The 13,358-nt window shown below is 62.7% G+C and carries 14 protein-coding genes; 6 read left to right on the top strand and 8 right to left on the bottom strand.

The window, feature by feature from the left end; genetic code table 11:
* Positions 1-26: 26 nt before the first annotated feature.
* On the top strand, positions 27-452 hold the full coding sequence (locus E8Q41_RS19970) for a type II toxin-antitoxin system HicB family antitoxin (RefSeq protein ID WP_137157307.1): 426 nt from the start codon (positions 27-29) through the stop codon (positions 450-452).
* 140 nt (positions 453-592) lie between these two features.
* Here E8Q41_RS19970 and E8Q41_RS19965 read toward each other — a convergent pair whose 3' ends face one another.
* Positions 593-2,149 (bottom strand): NADH-quinone oxidoreductase subunit NuoF, encoded by a 1,557-nt coding sequence (locus E8Q41_RS19965; RefSeq protein WP_137157306.1) that lies wholly within the window; start codon positions 2,147-2,149, stop codon positions 593-595.
* Positions 2,146-2,625 (bottom strand): formate dehydrogenase subunit gamma, encoded by a 480-nt coding sequence (locus E8Q41_RS19960; RefSeq protein ID WP_137157305.1) that lies wholly within the window; start codon positions 2,623-2,625, stop codon positions 2,146-2,148. The genes E8Q41_RS19965 and E8Q41_RS19960 overlap by 4 nt, the downstream gene beginning before the upstream one ends.
* Positions 2,626-2,934: 309 nt before the next feature.
* On the opposite strand from E8Q41_RS19960, the gene E8Q41_RS19955 reads away from it, so the two are divergent.
* On the top strand, positions 2,935-3,219 hold the full coding sequence (locus E8Q41_RS19955; protein ID WP_137157304.1) for a type II toxin-antitoxin system ParD family antitoxin: 285 nt from the start codon (positions 2,935-2,937) through the stop codon (positions 3,217-3,219).
* A gap of 56 nt (positions 3,220-3,275) precedes the next feature.
* On the opposite strand, the gene E8Q41_RS19950 is transcribed toward E8Q41_RS19955, so the two are convergent.
* Positions 3,276-4,154, bottom strand: a complete 879-nt coding sequence (locus E8Q41_RS19950; RefSeq protein ID WP_137157345.1) for a LysR family transcriptional regulator — start codon at positions 4,152-4,154, stop codon at positions 3,276-3,278.
* A gap of 128 nt (positions 4,155-4,282) precedes the next feature.
* Between E8Q41_RS19950 and leuD the strand changes: the two genes are divergently transcribed.
* Positions 4,283-4,888, top strand: coding sequence for a 3-isopropylmalate dehydratase small subunit (gene leuD / locus E8Q41_RS19945; RefSeq protein ID WP_137157303.1), 606 nt, complete (start codon positions 4,283-4,285; stop codon positions 4,886-4,888).
* Between the two features lie 24 nt (positions 4,889-4,912).
* On the opposite strand, the gene E8Q41_RS19940 is transcribed toward leuD, so the two are convergent.
* Positions 4,913-5,908 carry an NAD-dependent epimerase/dehydratase family protein gene (locus E8Q41_RS19940; RefSeq protein WP_170976544.1) on the bottom strand — a complete coding sequence of 332 codons (996 nt, stop codon included), beginning with the start codon at positions 5,906-5,908 and terminating at the stop codon, positions 4,913-4,915.
* Between the two features lie 100 nt (positions 5,909-6,008).
* Between E8Q41_RS19940 and E8Q41_RS19935 the strand changes: the two genes are divergently transcribed.
* Positions 6,009-6,905: a LysR family transcriptional regulator gene (locus E8Q41_RS19935; RefSeq protein WP_137157301.1), complete on the top strand. Its 897-nt coding sequence runs from the start codon at positions 6,009-6,011 to the stop codon at positions 6,903-6,905.
* On the opposite strand, the gene E8Q41_RS19930 is transcribed toward E8Q41_RS19935, so the two are convergent.
* From E8Q41_RS19930 to E8Q41_RS19915, 4 genes are all read right to left on the bottom strand, one after another.
* Positions 6,906-7,334: a metallopeptidase family protein gene (locus tag E8Q41_RS19930; RefSeq protein WP_137157300.1), complete on the bottom strand. Its 429-nt coding sequence runs from the start codon at positions 7,332-7,334 to the stop codon at positions 6,906-6,908.
* Positions 7,335-7,413: 79 nt separating this feature from the next.
* Positions 7,414-7,671 (bottom strand): GlsB/YeaQ/YmgE family stress response membrane protein, encoded by a 258-nt coding sequence (locus E8Q41_RS19925; protein ID WP_137157299.1) that lies wholly within the window; start codon positions 7,669-7,671, stop codon positions 7,414-7,416.
* Positions 7,672-7,802: 131 nt separating this feature from the next.
* Positions 7,803-9,092: an L-rhamnose catabolism isomerase gene (rhaI, locus tag E8Q41_RS19920; protein ID WP_137157298.1), complete on the bottom strand. Its 1,290-nt coding sequence runs from the start codon at positions 9,090-9,092 to the stop codon at positions 7,803-7,805.
* 20 nt (positions 9,093-9,112) lie between these two features.
* The gene (locus E8Q41_RS19915; RefSeq protein WP_137157297.1) at positions 9,113-11,212 is read right to left on the bottom strand and encodes a bifunctional rhamnulose-1-phosphate aldolase/short-chain dehydrogenase; all 2,100 of its coding nucleotides are present in this window, start codon (positions 11,210-11,212) and stop codon (positions 9,113-9,115) included.
* Positions 11,213-11,398: 186 nt separating this feature from the next.
* Here E8Q41_RS19915 and E8Q41_RS19910 point away from each other — a divergent pair, with 186 nt between their 5' ends.
* Together E8Q41_RS19910 and rhaS are read left to right on the top strand one after the other, a co-directional pair.
* The gene (locus E8Q41_RS19910; RefSeq protein ID WP_137157296.1) at positions 11,399-12,202 is read left to right on the top strand and encodes a DeoR/GlpR family DNA-binding transcription regulator; all 804 of its coding nucleotides are present in this window, start codon (positions 11,399-11,401) and stop codon (positions 12,200-12,202) included.
* Positions 12,203-12,251: 49 nt separating this feature from the next.
* The gene (gene rhaS / locus E8Q41_RS19905) at positions 12,252-13,244 is read left to right on the top strand and encodes a rhamnose ABC transporter substrate-binding protein (RefSeq protein ID WP_137157295.1); all 993 of its coding nucleotides are present in this window, start codon (positions 12,252-12,254) and stop codon (positions 13,242-13,244) included.
* Positions 13,245-13,358 lie beyond the last annotated feature (114 nt).

Here is a 13,358-nt window from a genome sequence, read left to right as displayed (position 1 = left end):
GCAACTGCATTGGAAGGAATGAAACCATGCGCTACGCCTATTTCGCCACTGTGACGGAAGATCCGGATGGAGGCTTCATCGTGACTTTCGATGACGTTCCCGAGGCGATCACCGCTGGCGACACACGGGAAGAGGCGCTGAGCAATGCGCGCGACGCGCTGGGCCTTGCGCTGAGGGGCATTCTTGCCGAAACGAGACATCTGCCTATGCCGCAAGCTGCCGAGGGCGCGCCGATCTCTGTGGACGCCGATGTCGCCGCCAAGCTCGCGGTCGTTCAGGCCTTCCGCGACGCGGGCATTTCCAAGAGCGAGCTCGCCAGACGGCTGGGTAAGAGCGAGAACGAGGCGCGGCGTCTTCTCGACCCTGACCATCCCTCCAAGATCGGCCCGCTTCAGGATGCGTTGAGGGCGCTGGGCATGCAGATGTTCGTGACGGTTCAGGCGGCCGCCTGAACCGGACATCTCCGCCGTCATCCTCGGGCTTGTCCCGAGGATATGCTGTGTCTGAATGTCAGCATTCGGCGCCGTCGCTCGCAGGGCCACTTTGGCAGATCCTCGGGACAAGCCCGAGGATGACGGAGAAGAAAGCGCCCTCACTCCGCCGCCTCCCGTATCGGGGCCGGAATGAAATCTTCCGGGAAATGCGTGATCGCGCTCATCACCGGATAGGGCGTGAAGCCGCCGAGCGCGCAGAGCGAGCCGAACTTCATCGTGTTGCAGAGATCCTTGATGAGCGCCATGTTCTTCTCGACCTCGACGCCCTGAAGGATCTTGTCGATCACTTCGGCGCCGCGGGTGGAGCCGATGCGGCAGGGGGTGCATTTGCCGCAGGATTCGACGGCGCAGAATTCGAAGGCGAATTTGGCCTGGGCCAGCATGTCGGCGGTGTCGTCGAACACCGTGATGCCGGCATGTCCGATCAGCCCGTCCTTGGCCGCGAAGGCTTCGTAATCGAACAGCGTGTCGAAGAGATCGGTAGGCAAATAGGCGCCCAGCGGGCCGCCGACTTGCACGGCCTTCACAGGACGGCCGGTGGCCGTGCCGCCGGCGATATGCAGCACGATTTCTCCGAGCGACAGGCCGAAGGCCGTCTCGTAGAGGCCGCCATATTTGACATTGCCGGCGATCTGGATAGGGATCGTGCCGCGAGAGCGGCCCATGCCGAAATCCTTGTAGAAGGTCGCGCCGCGGTCCATGATCACCGGCACCGAGGCGAGCGAGATGACGTTGTTGACCACGGTCGGGCGGCCGAGGAAACCCTGCAGCGCCGGCAGCGGCGGCTTGGCGCGGACCACGCCGCGCTTGCCTTCGAGCGAATTCAACAGCGCCGTCTCTTCCCCGCAGACATAGGCGCCCGCGCCGACGCGGACTTCCATGTCGAACGCTCGGCCCGAGCCGAGCACGGAGGGGCCGAGCACGCCGGCTTTCCGGGCGATCTCGATGGCTTCGCGCATGATCAGGATGGCGTTGGGATATTCCGAACGGGTGTAGATATAGCCGCGGGTCGCGCCCACCGCGAGGCCGGCGATCGCCATGCCCTCGATCAGCACGAAGGGATCGCCTTCCATGATCATGCGGTCGGCAAAGGTGCCGCTGTCGCCTTCATCGGCGTTGCAGACGATGTATTTCTGATCGGCCTGGGCCTGGGCGACCGTGTTCCACTTGATGCCGGTCGGGAAGCCCGCGCCGCCGCGGCCGCGCAGGCCGGATTCGGTGACTTCGCGGACGATGGCGGCGGGATCGAGCTTGACGGCCTTTTCGAGCCCGGCGAGGCCGGCATGGGCGCGGTAATCCTCAAGCGACAGGGGATCGATGATCCCGCAGCGGGCGAAGGTCAGCCGCGTCTGGTTCTGGAGGAAAGGAATGGCCTTGGTGCGGCCATGACAGAGCGGATGCTCCGCGCCCGTCATCAGCCCGGCGTCGAGCAGGCCCGCGACATCGGAGGCTTTCACCGGACCATAGGCGATGCGGCCCTCAGGAGTCGCCACTTCCACCATCGGCTCCAGCCAGTGCAGGCCGCGCGAGCCGTTGCGGACCACCACGGCGTCGAGGCCGCGGGCGGCGATCTCTGCATGGAAGGCCTGGGCGACCTTTTCGGCGCCGAGCGCCAGAGCTGCGGAATCGCGGGGGACGTAGATCTTGACACTCATGCCCTGATCTCCTTGATGAGGGCGGACACGTCGTCCCGGGTCAGGCGTCCGTGAAGCTCCCCGTCCAGCTGCGCTGCGGGAGCGGTGGAACAGAGCCCCAGACAATAGACCGGCTCCAGCGTGACCTTGCCGTCAGGCGTGGTCTCGTGCCAATCGAGGCCGAGCTCCGCGCAGGCGTGATCGGCGATCTCGCGCCCGCCCATCGACTGGCAGGCCTCGGCGCGACAGAGCCGCAGCACATGGCGACCGGCGGGCTGATGGCGAAATTCGTGATAGAAGGTGACGACGCCATGCACCTCGGCGCGCGACAGATTGAGCTCGCGGGCGATGACCGGCAGACAGTCCTCCGGCACATAGCCGAATTCGTCCTGCACGGCGTGCAGGATCGGCAGAAGCGGGCCTTCGAGCCCCTTCAGCCGATGCACGATCTCGAGCGCGGCTTCGACCGCGCCATCGGGCTTCACATGGATATTCATACGGTCCTCACCGGTTCAGATCGTCGCGTCCGGTCGGGCGAAAGCCATCCGGCCCCCTCCTCGCCTCTCACCGAGCCTGTGCGGAACACAGGCCGCCTGACCGGAACTCTGTCGGCCACGCGCTCGCATAGCGTAGGAGGGTGACGAAATATCAGCGCGAGGTCAATAAGACGGTTTCGTGGATCGATAGGAAATTTCTATCAAGGCCGCCAATGAGAGTGAACGCCCGAAGCGCCCTTTGGACCAGGTTGAACACAGTGGTCCAAGCAGGAAGTCTCTGCCAGATTAAACGTTGGAAGGATGATCTCGATGGCCGCAAAACACTCTCTCAACATCACCTTGCCGCAGGATATCGCCGATTTGACCGGAACGAAAGTCGACGCTGGCGAATATGCAGATGCGTGCGCGGCGATAGACAAAAGCCTCAGATATTTGGCCGAGCGAGACGCTTCCATCGAACGGTGGTTGATCGAGGACGTTGCGCCGACTTACGACAAGATGAAAAGCAACCCCGAACGGGGCCTGTCGCCAGATGACGTCCGTAAGCGCTTGGACACCAGGGCGGCGGCGCACAGGGAGACGTCGGAGCCGTGAGATATCGCGTCATTTTCGTCCCTGAAGCGAGTGACGATCATGATGCGCGACGCTCCCTAAAGCAGCCCCCGCGCCGCATTGATCAGCGCCGAGACCAGCGGCGTGTTCGGGTCCCGCTCCAGCGCCACCAGCCCGACGAGATGGCTGGGCTCGGGATCGGTGAGCGGGATGATCGCCACCTGATCGGCAAAGCCGAAGGAGCGCGCGGCTTCCTCCGGCATGATTGACGCCCATTGACCCGTCAGCACATGGGTGAAGAGCACGATCATCGAATTGGTTTCGAGCCTGGGCTCGACCTTGGCGCCGGCTTCGCCGAGATGACGGTTGATGATGCGGCGGTTCTGCATGTCGGCGGTCAGCAGGCAGAGCGGCAGGGCCGACGCGTCCCGCCAGGTGATGCTGGCGCGGCTCGCTTCGGGCGCCTGTTTCGAGATCACGAGATGATAGCGCTCCTCGATCAGGGGAACGCTGACCACGCGGCCGAGCGGCTCGTTGTCGAGATAGGTGATGCCGATGTCGGTTTCGAGATTGTCGAGCTGGCTGAGGATCTTGAGCGAGGTCGCCGACTGCACCGAGAAGGTGACGGCGGGATGCTTTTCCTGAAACGGACCGGTTAGCCTCGGGATCAGCGACAGCGCGGTCGGGATGGCCGAGATCCTGACATGGCCAGACAGACCGGAGCGGGCGGCGCGCATCTCCTCTTTCATCGTGCGGGCGTCGCCGACGATGCGGCGCGCCCATTCCAGCACCCGCTGGCCCTCGGGCGTCAGCCCCTGAAAGCGCGAGCCGCGATTGACCAGCATCACGCCGAGTTCGCCTTCCAGCTGGCGGATCGCCGCCGACAGCGTCGGCTGGGTGACGCCGCACTCCTCGGCGGCGCGGCCGAAATGCTGCTCGCGCGCCAGCGTCAGGAAAAATTGCAGCTTGTCGATCATCTCAGCCTCGCCGCCCGGCAAGATGCGGCCGGGCCTCGGACCGGTTTGCAAGATTTTCCTTCAAAAGCCAAGCGATCTGCGCTAGAGGGCTGATCCAAACGAAGACCCATCGCCAGAAGGCCAGACCCATGGACAAGTTCACCACGCTGACCGGCATTGCCGCACCCTATCCCGTCGTCAATATCGACACGGACATGATCATCCCCAAGGATTATCTGAAGACCATCAAGCGCACCGGTCTGGGTTCGGGTCTGTTCGCTGAAGCCCGCTTCAAGGAAGACGGTTCGGAAAACCCCGATTTCGTGCTGAACAAGCCGGCCTATCGCAAGGCCGAGATCCTGGTGGCCGGCGACAATTTCGGCTGCGGCTCTTCCCGTGAACACGCCCCCTGGGCGCTGCTCGACTTCGGCATCCGCTGTGTGATCTCGACCAGCTTCGCCGACATTTTCTACAACAACTGTTTCAAGAACGGCATCCTGCCGATCGTGGTGAAGCCGGACGAGCTGGAAAAGCTGCTGGACGACGCCTCGCGCGGCGCGAACGCCACGCTGACGGTCGATCTGGCCGCCCAGGAAATCCGCGGCCCCGACGGCGGCGTCATCAAGTTCGACATCGACGCTTTCAAGAAGCATTGCCTCCTGAACGGCCTCGACGATATCGGCCTGACGCTCGAAAAGGCGGCCTCGATCGACGCCTTCGAAAAGTCGACCGCCGCCTCGCGCCCCTGGGCGTAAGCGCTTCTCTCCGCTGGACTTATCCTAGCGCATGCCTTGAAGAACAGGAGACGGCTCGCTCACGCGGGCCGTTTTCGCATCTGCGGCGACCGTCACGCCCTGATCGATCAACGCCTGGCGGATGGCGTCGACGGGTTCGGTGCGAGGGATAGCGCCAAGGAAGCGCCGGAGCTTCGCGTCGTCGAGCGAATGCGGCTGCCGCCAGAGATAGGTCATCGTCAGCAGCGCCTTGACGACGGGCATGAAAGGCGCGGCGAGCCGCATCGGCAGCCAGGACATGCGCTTGAACGTGAGGGGTCTGCCGACTGCTTTCTCCGTGAGCGCGTGAAACGCATGGCCGCTGAGCGTATGTCCCTCAAAATTGAAGGTTTCGAAGGCGGGCAGTTCCGCCATCCGTTCGCCCAGCCGCGCAAAGGTTTCGGCGAGATCCGGCAGATAGGCGAAGGCATGTGCAATATCCATCTCGCCCGGCCATAGCAGCACGCCCTTGCGGATGCGGGTGATCATGGCCTGATCGAACCAGGCGCCCTTGGCGACCGTGCCGTAGAAATCGCCGGCCCGGAGAATGACGGTCTGGACGCCGGACCGTTCGGCCTCTTCTGCAAAAAGAGTTTCCATGGCGATGCGAATCCGCGCATGCTCGGTATCAGGCGAAAAAGCCGTCTTTTCATCCGCGCCGACCGGCATGCGATAGCCATAATTATAGACATTGCCGATGAACAGATGGCGCGCGCCATGGGCGCGGGCGGCCGCCATAACATTGCGCGCCATCGGCAAGGCGTAGATCGGCCATTGGTGATAGAGCGGATTGAGGCCGTTGAAGATAATGTCGGCGCCGCGCGTGGCGGCGATCAGCTCGCCCTCGACCATCGCATCGGCGGCGCGATAATCAACCTTGCCGACCAAGTCCCTGCAGCGCCCCGAACGGGTGATCGCGATGACCTGATGGCCATGCCCGAGAAAAGCGCGGGCCACCGCATGGGCTACTCTTCCATTGGCTCCGAGAACGGCGATGCGCATGATGTTTTCTCCTGAAATCTGCGTGATATCTGGAAGATAGCGCTCGGCTTGTTTATAATAAATCGACAAGAACCTATAGGTTCTATTCGAAAGCGAATAGATGGATCTCGACTGGAACCTCATCCGCAGCTTTGTCACCGTGGCGGAAAGCGGCAGCCTGCTGGCGGCGGCGCGCAAGATCGGCGTCAGCCAACCCGCGCTCGGCAGGCATATCGACGAAATCGAGCGGCGGCTCGGGCTGACGCTGTTCAGCCGCGGCCGCGCCGGCATGCAGTTGACCGAAGCGGGCATGGCGCTGCTCGATGACGCCCGCTCGATCCGCCGCGATGTCGATCATCTCCTCTTGCGAGCGGCAGGCCAAAGCGATCGGGTAAGCGGACCTGTCAGGATCACCGCAAGCCAGGTGATGGCGACCTATGTGCTGCCGCCGATGCTGGCGCGTCTGAAACAGGCGGAGCCGGGGTTGGACATCGAACTCGTGTCCGACAACGCCATCGCCAATCTGCTCGCCCGCGACGCCGATATCGCCATCCGCATGGCGCGACCGGCGCAGAACGACCTGATCGCCCAGAAGATCGGCGATCTCGCGCTGGGCTGCTTCGCCCATCGCGACTATCTCGCCCGGCGCGGCGCGCCTGCGTCGCTCAGGGAGTTCGCAGAGCATGATCTGATTGGTTATGACCGCGTCACCCGTATTCTCGACGCCATGGGGCAATTCGGTCTGACGGTGAGCAGGAACGATTTCGGCTTCCGCACTGATGACGAAGTGGCGCAATGGGAACTGGTGCGGGCGGGCGGCGGCATCGGCTTTGCGCAACTGGCGATCGCCGCCCGCGACGCCGATCTCCGGCGACTGCTTACCGATCTACCGCTTCCGCGCCTGCCGCTCTGGCTGGCGGCGCATCAGGAACTGAAGACCAACCGGCGCATCCGCCGCACGCTGGATTTTCTGCAAGAGGAGCTCAAGGCCTATGCGGCCGAATGCGCCGAGCCCTGATCAGGCCGTCGAGACCGACGCCTCGATTTCTTCGATATCCTCGTCGGAGAGGCCGAAATGATGGCCGATCTCATGGATCAGCACATGCGAGATGATGTCGCCGAGCGTCTCCTCGTTCTCCGCCCAGTAATCGAGGATAGGCCGGCGATAAAGCGTGACGCGATTGGGCAATTCGCCGTTTTCAACGGAAAAGCGTTCGGTAACGCCGCGACCCTCGAACAGGCCGAGCAGATCGAACGGCGTTTCCAGCGCCATGTCCTCGAAAATGTCGTCGGTGGGAAAATCTGAAATCTGGATGATCAGATCCTGACAGAGCGCGCGGAAATCGTCGGGCAACTGCCCATAGGCCTCGCGCGCCAATTGTTCGATCGCTTCCAGCGACGGGGCATAGGCGTCCCGCCAAATATCCGTCTGGTCTATACTCGCCATGATCACTCCTGTCCGGCCCGTATATAAAGCCGGGCCGCTGTTTTTGCGAGTATGAAAATCGTCAGTTTCGGCGCCGGTTTCAGGTTCCGGTGCGGATGATCCGAAGGATCACCAGCAGGATGACGGCGCCGATCGTGGCGTGGATCACCGACCAGAAGAAGCCGCCGCCCACGCCGAAGCCGAGAGACGGCAGCAGGAAGCCCGATATCACCGCGCCGACGACGCCGACAACGATATTGCCGAGCAGGCCGAAGCCGCCGCCCTTCACTAGCAGACCCGCCAGCCAGCCGGCCAGCGCGCCGATAACAAGGAATACCAGAAGACTTCCGACGCCCATGCGCGCCCTCCTATGATCTCTATGGTTCATAGGTGGCGCGTCCCGGGGCCTCTGTCAATCGCGCCTCGGCCCCGCCTGCAGTCTTGCGCTGCACACGGGGTCGAGGATGACGATAAGGTGGGCGTGGCGGATCAGACGATGCCGCCGCCGCCGGATGTGACCGCCGGACGCTCCGCCGCCACCTTGGCCCGATAGTTCGAAGCGCGATAGGCGCCGATCGGATTGATCGCGCCGCCGCGCTCCAAGCGCGCCATGGCGAGGATCGGCTCGACATCGGTGCGGAAGGCTCTCTTCAGCGTTTCGGTCGCCATGATCGCGTCATTGTTGTCCTGGCAGGCGACGAGCGTCTCGCGATTGACCATCAGCGCCTGGGCATAGGCGCGGCTGACCTCGGTGGCGCTGGCGATCAGGCTTTCGATCGGGTCGGTGACGTTATGGCTCTGGTCGAGCATATGCGCCGGGCGGAAGTCCTTGACCTTGTTGACCTCGGCGTCGACGAGTTCGTTGAACACCAGGAACAGCCGGTAGGGATCGACCGAACCGGTGTCGAGATCGTCGTCGCCATATTTCGAGTCATTGAAATGGAAGCCGCCGAGCTTGCCGAACTGGATGAGCCGGGCGACGATCATTTCGATATTGGTGTTGGGCGCGTGGTGTCCCAGATCGACGAGGCACTGCGCCTTGGGGCCGAGTTCCTGGGCGATGAGGTAATTGGTGCCCCAGTCCTGCACCACCGTCGAATAGAAGGCGGGCTCGAACATCTTGTGCTCTGTGAACAACCGCCAGTCGTCCGGCAGGCCGGCATAGACGGCTTTCATCGACTCGAGATAGCGCTCGAAGCTCTTGGTGAAATTGACCTGGCCCGGGAAATTCGAGCCGTCGCCGATCCACACCGTCAGCGCCTTGGAGCCGAGCGCCTGGCCGATCTCGATACATTCGAGATTATGCTCGACGGCCTGTTCGCGGGTGGCGTAATCGGTATGGCTGAGCGAGCCGTATTTGTAGGAGCGCGCCTGATCCGGCTGGTCCTGGAAAGTATTCGAATTCATCGCGTCGAAGGCGAGATCGAGATCGTCGGCCTTCTGCTTGAGGGCGGCGAGATCGTCCACCTTGTCCCAGGGGATGTGCAGCGACACCGTCGGCGTGATACGGGTGAGCTGATGGATCACGGAGCAATCTTCGAGCTTGTCGAAGATGCCGCGCGGTTCGCCGGGGCCGGGGAAGCGGGCGAAGCGGGTGCCGCCCGTGCCGACGCCCCAGGAGGGCACCGCGACGCCGTAGGCCGCGACCTTGCTCTTCACCCAGTCGATGTCGATGCCGCGCCGGGCAAGCAATTCGCCGAGGTGATTGTATTCGCGGCGGAGCGCGCCGACATATTTGTGATTGTCGCTGTCAACGACACTGGACGCTATAATTCCCATCCGACTGTCTCCCGAACCCCTCAGCGCGTAAACGCCTGGGCATTACCAGCATCTACATTCAATATATTACCAGTTGATTTGGAAGATGCGGAAGACGCGAAGAAATATATGCCTTCGGCGATATCTTCGGGGTAGACGGACAGTTTCAGCATCGATCGCGCGCGGTAATGGGCCTCGAGATCGTCGGTGGACATGTTGTAGGCGGCGGCGCGCTGCTCCTTCCATTCGCCGGTCCAGATCTTGGAGCCGCGCAGCACCGCATCGGGATTGACGGTGTTGACGCGGATGCCCTTGTCGGCGCCTTCGAGCGCCAGGCAGCGGGCCAAATGGATTTCGGCGGCCTTGCCGGTGCAATAGGCGGCGGCGTTGGGCGAGGCGGCGAGCCCGTTCTTGGAGGCGACGAAGACGATGTTGCCGCCGATCTTCTGCGTCTCGAAGACCTTGAAGGCTTCGCGCGACACCAGGAAATAGCCCTTGGCGAGAATGTCGATATTCTTGTTCCAGAGATCGAGCGTGGTCTCGGTGATCGAGGCCGAGGAGGCGAGGCCGGCATTGGAAACCAGAATGTCGAGGCCGCCGAATTCCGCCACGGCGTCGGCGAAGCCGGCCGCCACCTGCGCTTCGCTGGTGACGTCGATCAGCACGCTGCGCACCTGATCCTTGCCATGGCGGCCGGCGAAATCGGCCTCAGCCGCATCGAGCGCGCCCCGGTCGATATCGGCGAGCACCACGCAGCCGCCCTCCTTCAGGAAGCGTTCGGCGGTGGCCTTGCCGATGCCGCCCGCGCCGCCGGTGATCAGCGCGACCTTGCCGGCCAGCGATTTCGGCTTGGGCATGCGCTGCAGCTTGGCCTCTTCCAGGAGCCAGTATTCGATGTCGAAGGCTTCCTGCTCGGGCAGACCGACATAGGTGGAGACAGACGACGCGCCGCGCATGACATTGATGGCGTTGACATAGAATTCGCCCGAGATGCGCGCGGTGGCCTTGTCCTTGGCGAATGTGATCATGCCGACGCCGGGCACGAGATAGACCACCGCATTGGGATCGCGGATGGCGGGCGAATTGTCATGCTTGCAGCGCTCGTAATAGGCCTTGTAGTCCTCGCGATAGGCGGCGACGGCGCCGTCGAGACCGGCCAGCGCAGCGGCGACATCCGGATTGGCGGGATCGAAATCGATCACCAGCGGCCGGATCTTGGTGCGCAGGAAGTGGTCGGGGCAGGATGTGCCGAGTGCTGCGAGCGGAGCGAGATCGTTCGAGCCGACGAATTCGAGCACGGCGGGCGAATCGTCGAAATGACCGATCTTGGGCTCGGCGGCCGAGATCATGCCGCGAATGACCGGCATCAGCGCGCCGGCGACCTTGCGGCGCTCTTCTGCCGGGAGCGGCTGATGCTTGACGCCGCCGAACACCGGGCCGGTGATCTTCGCTTCCAGCCAGGCGATCGCCTTGTTGATGATCTCGACCGTGGTCAGATAGGACTCTTCCGCCGTGTCGCCCCAGGTGAACAGGCCATGGCTTTCCAGCACGCAGCCGCGGGCATCAGGATTTTCCCGGCAGAATTTTTCGAGCCAGAGGCCGAGCTCAAACCCGGGCCGCTTCCAGGGCAACCAGCCGATCTCGCCGCCGAAGATCTCTTCGGTCAGTTGCTTCGAGTTCTGGGACGCCGCAATCGCGATGATCGCGTCGGGATGCATGTGATCGACATGCTTGCGCGGCACATAGGCGTGCAGCGGCGTATCGATCGAGGCCGCGCGGGGATTAAGCGCGAAGGTGCAATGCGGCAGGTAATCGACCATCTCGTCTTCAAAGGCGAGACCTCGATAGAGGCCCTTCAGCGCCTCCAGCTTCTCCATGTAGAGCGTGGCGAAACCATCGCGCTTGATGGTGCCGACATCGCCGCCCGAGCCCTTGACCCATAGGACTTCCACCAGCTGGCCGGTTAGCGGATCCTTTTCCATGACCTTGGCCGAGGTGTTGCCGCCGCCGTAATTGGTGATGCGCTTGTCCGACCCCAGGAGGTTGGAGCGATAGATCAACCGCTCCGGCTCGCCCATCGCCTCCGCCTTGGCCTTGTCCCAAAGATTGGCGAGGCGCGCGCCGCCTGCTTGTGTGCTCATGATGTTTCCTCCACTAGATCCGCGCCGGCGCGGTTTGTTTGCGCCGAATTCACAGGACCACGGACGATTTGTCAATCACAAATGATCATTTGCAATCATATTGCGCCGCACAATGAAATAATATGATCGATACTGATTGACACTGACGAAAATCAATGAAAACTTAACTGAGGAAGGGGAGAGCCGATGCACGAGAAGGAACGACACAGGATCATCATGTCAGCGGTGCAGGAAAAGCCCGTGGTGACCGTGCCGGAACTCGTAGAACTCACGGACAGTTCCGAGGCGACCATCCGCCGCGACATCGCCGCGCTGCATGTGCAGAAGAAGCTGCGCCGGGTGCGCGGCGGGGCCGAGGCGCTACATCCGCCGCAATTCGTGGGTCTGGCCGGCCGGCCCTTCAGCGTCAACGAAACGATCAATTCCCGTCAGAAGCAAGCAATCGCCCGCGAGGCGGTGGCGCTGTGCGACGATGGCGACGCCATCATCATCAATGGCGGCACCACGACGTTCCAGATGGTGCATTTCCTCGTCAACAGGCGGCTGCAAGTCTTCACCAACTCCTTTCCGATCGCCGAACATCTGCTGAAGAACTCCAAGAACACGGTGATGCTGTCGGGCGGCGTGATCTATCGCGAGCAGAACATCATCCTCTCGCCTTTCGACAATGACGTGACGCGCAATTTCTACGCCCAGCGCATGTTCATGGGCGCGCAGGGGCTCGGCGCTCTCGGCCTGATGGAAGCAGATCCGCTGCTGATCCAGGCCGAACAGAAACTGATCGACCAGGCCGACGAACTGGTGGTGCTGGTGGATTCCTCGAAATTCGCCAAACGGTCGAGCCTGATCCTCTGCGAACTCAGGCGGATCGCCACCGTGATCACCGACGCCGGCATCGAGGACCGCCACGCCGCCATGCTGGAGCAGGCGGGCGTCACTCTGATCGTGGCGCAGGAGCGATCGAACGAGAAATCATCCGCCGCGTCGTGAGGAGACGGCGCGGTCGGAGGGGCAAGTTTAACCCAAGGGAGGAGACATCATGGGTATTCTGAAGAAACTGCTGGTGACGGCGGCCATTTCCACGGCCCTCATCGCCAATGTCGCGCATGCCGAGAACAAGAAGATCGCCCTCGTCGTCAAGGCGCTGGGCATCGGCTTCTTCGACGCCGCCAACAAGGGCGCGCAGGAAGCGGCCAAGGAACTCGGCGATGTCGACATCATCTATACCGGCCCGACCGACACCACCGCCGAAGGCCAGATCGAAGTGATCAATTCGCTGATCGCCCAGAAGGTCGACGCGATCGCCATTTCCGCCAATGACCGCGACGCGGTGGCTCCGGCGCTGAAGAAGGCTCTGGATCGCGGCATCACCGTGATTTCCTGGGACTCGGGCGTCGCCCCCGAAGGACGGCTGATGCATCTCAACCCGTCGTCCAATGCGCTGATCGGCAATATGTGCGTGAAAATGGCCGCCGACAACCTGCCTGAAGGCGGCGACGTCGCCATTCTCTCGGCCACCGCAACCGCCACGAACCAGAACACCTGGATCGAGGAAATGAAGAAGGTGCTGCCGAACTACAAGGGCATCAACATCGTCGCGACCGTCTATGGCGACGACAAGACCGACAAGTCCTACACCGAGACGCAAGGGTTGATCAAAGCCTATCCGAACCTCAAGGCGATCATCGCGCCGACCTCCGTCGGCATCGTCGCCGCCGCGCAGGCGGTGGAAGACGCCGGGCTGACCGGCAAGATCAACGTCACCGGCCTCGGCCTGCCCTCGGAAATGGCCGGCCATGTGAAGTCGGGCGCCTCCAAGTCCTTCGCGATCTGGAATCCGATCGATCTGGGCTACGCCGCCACGATCATTTCCTACAACCTCGCAACCGGCAAGGCCAAGGCCGAACCGGGCGCGGAAATCCCGATGGGCCGCATGGGCACGGTGAAGCTCGACGAAAACCGCGAAGGCGCGATGGCCGACCCGTTCGTCTATGACGCCAAGAATGTCGAGGAATTCGCCAAGATCTTCTGATCCGGCCGTTTCCCAGAACAAGCCGTTCTCGCCGGGCCGCCAAGCCTTGCGAGAACGGCGCATCCTCAGACGGTGGCGAGCCTTGCTGCGCGCCGCGCCGGTCGCTCTTTCTCT

The sequence above is a fragment of the Rhizobium sp. FKL33 genome (assembly GCF_005222915.1).
Classification (GTDB): Bacteria; Pseudomonadota; Alphaproteobacteria; order Rhizobiales; family Rhizobiaceae; genus Rhizobium_E.
The sequence above is the reverse complement of the archived record's forward strand: the minus strand, read 5'-3'. Positions and strand labels throughout refer to the sequence as shown.

Excerpts from the sequence above, each read along its gene's own strand:
- E8Q41_RS19960 (WP_137157305.1), bottom strand. The coding sequence starts at position 2,625 with ATGAATATCCATGTGAAGCCCGATGGCGCGGTCGAAGCCGCGCTCGAG.
- E8Q41_RS19910 (WP_137157296.1), top strand. The coding sequence starts at position 11,399 with ATGCACGAGAAGGAACGACACAGGATCATCATGTCAGCGGTGCAGGAA.
- E8Q41_RS19925 (WP_137157299.1), bottom strand. The coding sequence starts at position 7,671 with ATGGGCGTCGGAAGTCTTCTGGTATTCCTTGTTATCGGCGCGCTGGCC.
- E8Q41_RS19950 (WP_137157345.1), bottom strand. The coding sequence starts at position 4,154 with ATGATCGACAAGCTGCAATTTTTCCTGACGCTGGCGCGCGAGCAGCAT.
- E8Q41_RS19915 (WP_137157297.1), bottom strand. The coding sequence starts at position 11,212 with ATGAGCACACAAGCAGGCGGCGCGCGCCTCGCCAATCTTTGGGACAAG.
- E8Q41_RS19930 (WP_137157300.1), bottom strand. The coding sequence starts at position 7,334 with ATGGCGAGTATAGACCAGACGGATATTTGGCGGGACGCCTATGCCCCG.
- rhaS (WP_137157295.1), top strand. The coding sequence starts at position 12,252 with ATGGGTATTCTGAAGAAACTGCTGGTGACGGCGGCCATTTCCACGGCC.
- leuD (WP_137157303.1), top strand. The coding sequence starts at position 4,283 with ATGGACAAGTTCACCACGCTGACCGGCATTGCCGCACCCTATCCCGTC.
- rhaI (WP_137157298.1), bottom strand. The coding sequence starts at position 9,092 with ATGGGAATTATAGCGTCCAGTGTCGTTGACAGCGACAATCACAAATAT.
- E8Q41_RS19965 (WP_137157306.1), bottom strand. The coding sequence starts at position 2,149 with ATGAGTGTCAAGATCTACGTCCCCCGCGATTCCGCAGCTCTGGCGCTC.
- E8Q41_RS19935 (WP_137157301.1), top strand. The coding sequence starts at position 6,009 with ATGGATCTCGACTGGAACCTCATCCGCAGCTTTGTCACCGTGGCGGAA.
- E8Q41_RS19955 (WP_137157304.1), top strand. The coding sequence starts at position 2,935 with ATGGCCGCAAAACACTCTCTCAACATCACCTTGCCGCAGGATATCGCC.
- E8Q41_RS19940 (WP_170976544.1), bottom strand. The coding sequence starts at position 5,908 with ATGCGCATCGCCGTTCTCGGAGCCAATGGAAGAGTAGCCCATGCGGTG.
- E8Q41_RS19970 (WP_137157307.1), top strand. The coding sequence starts at position 27 with ATGCGCTACGCCTATTTCGCCACTGTGACGGAAGATCCGGATGGAGGC.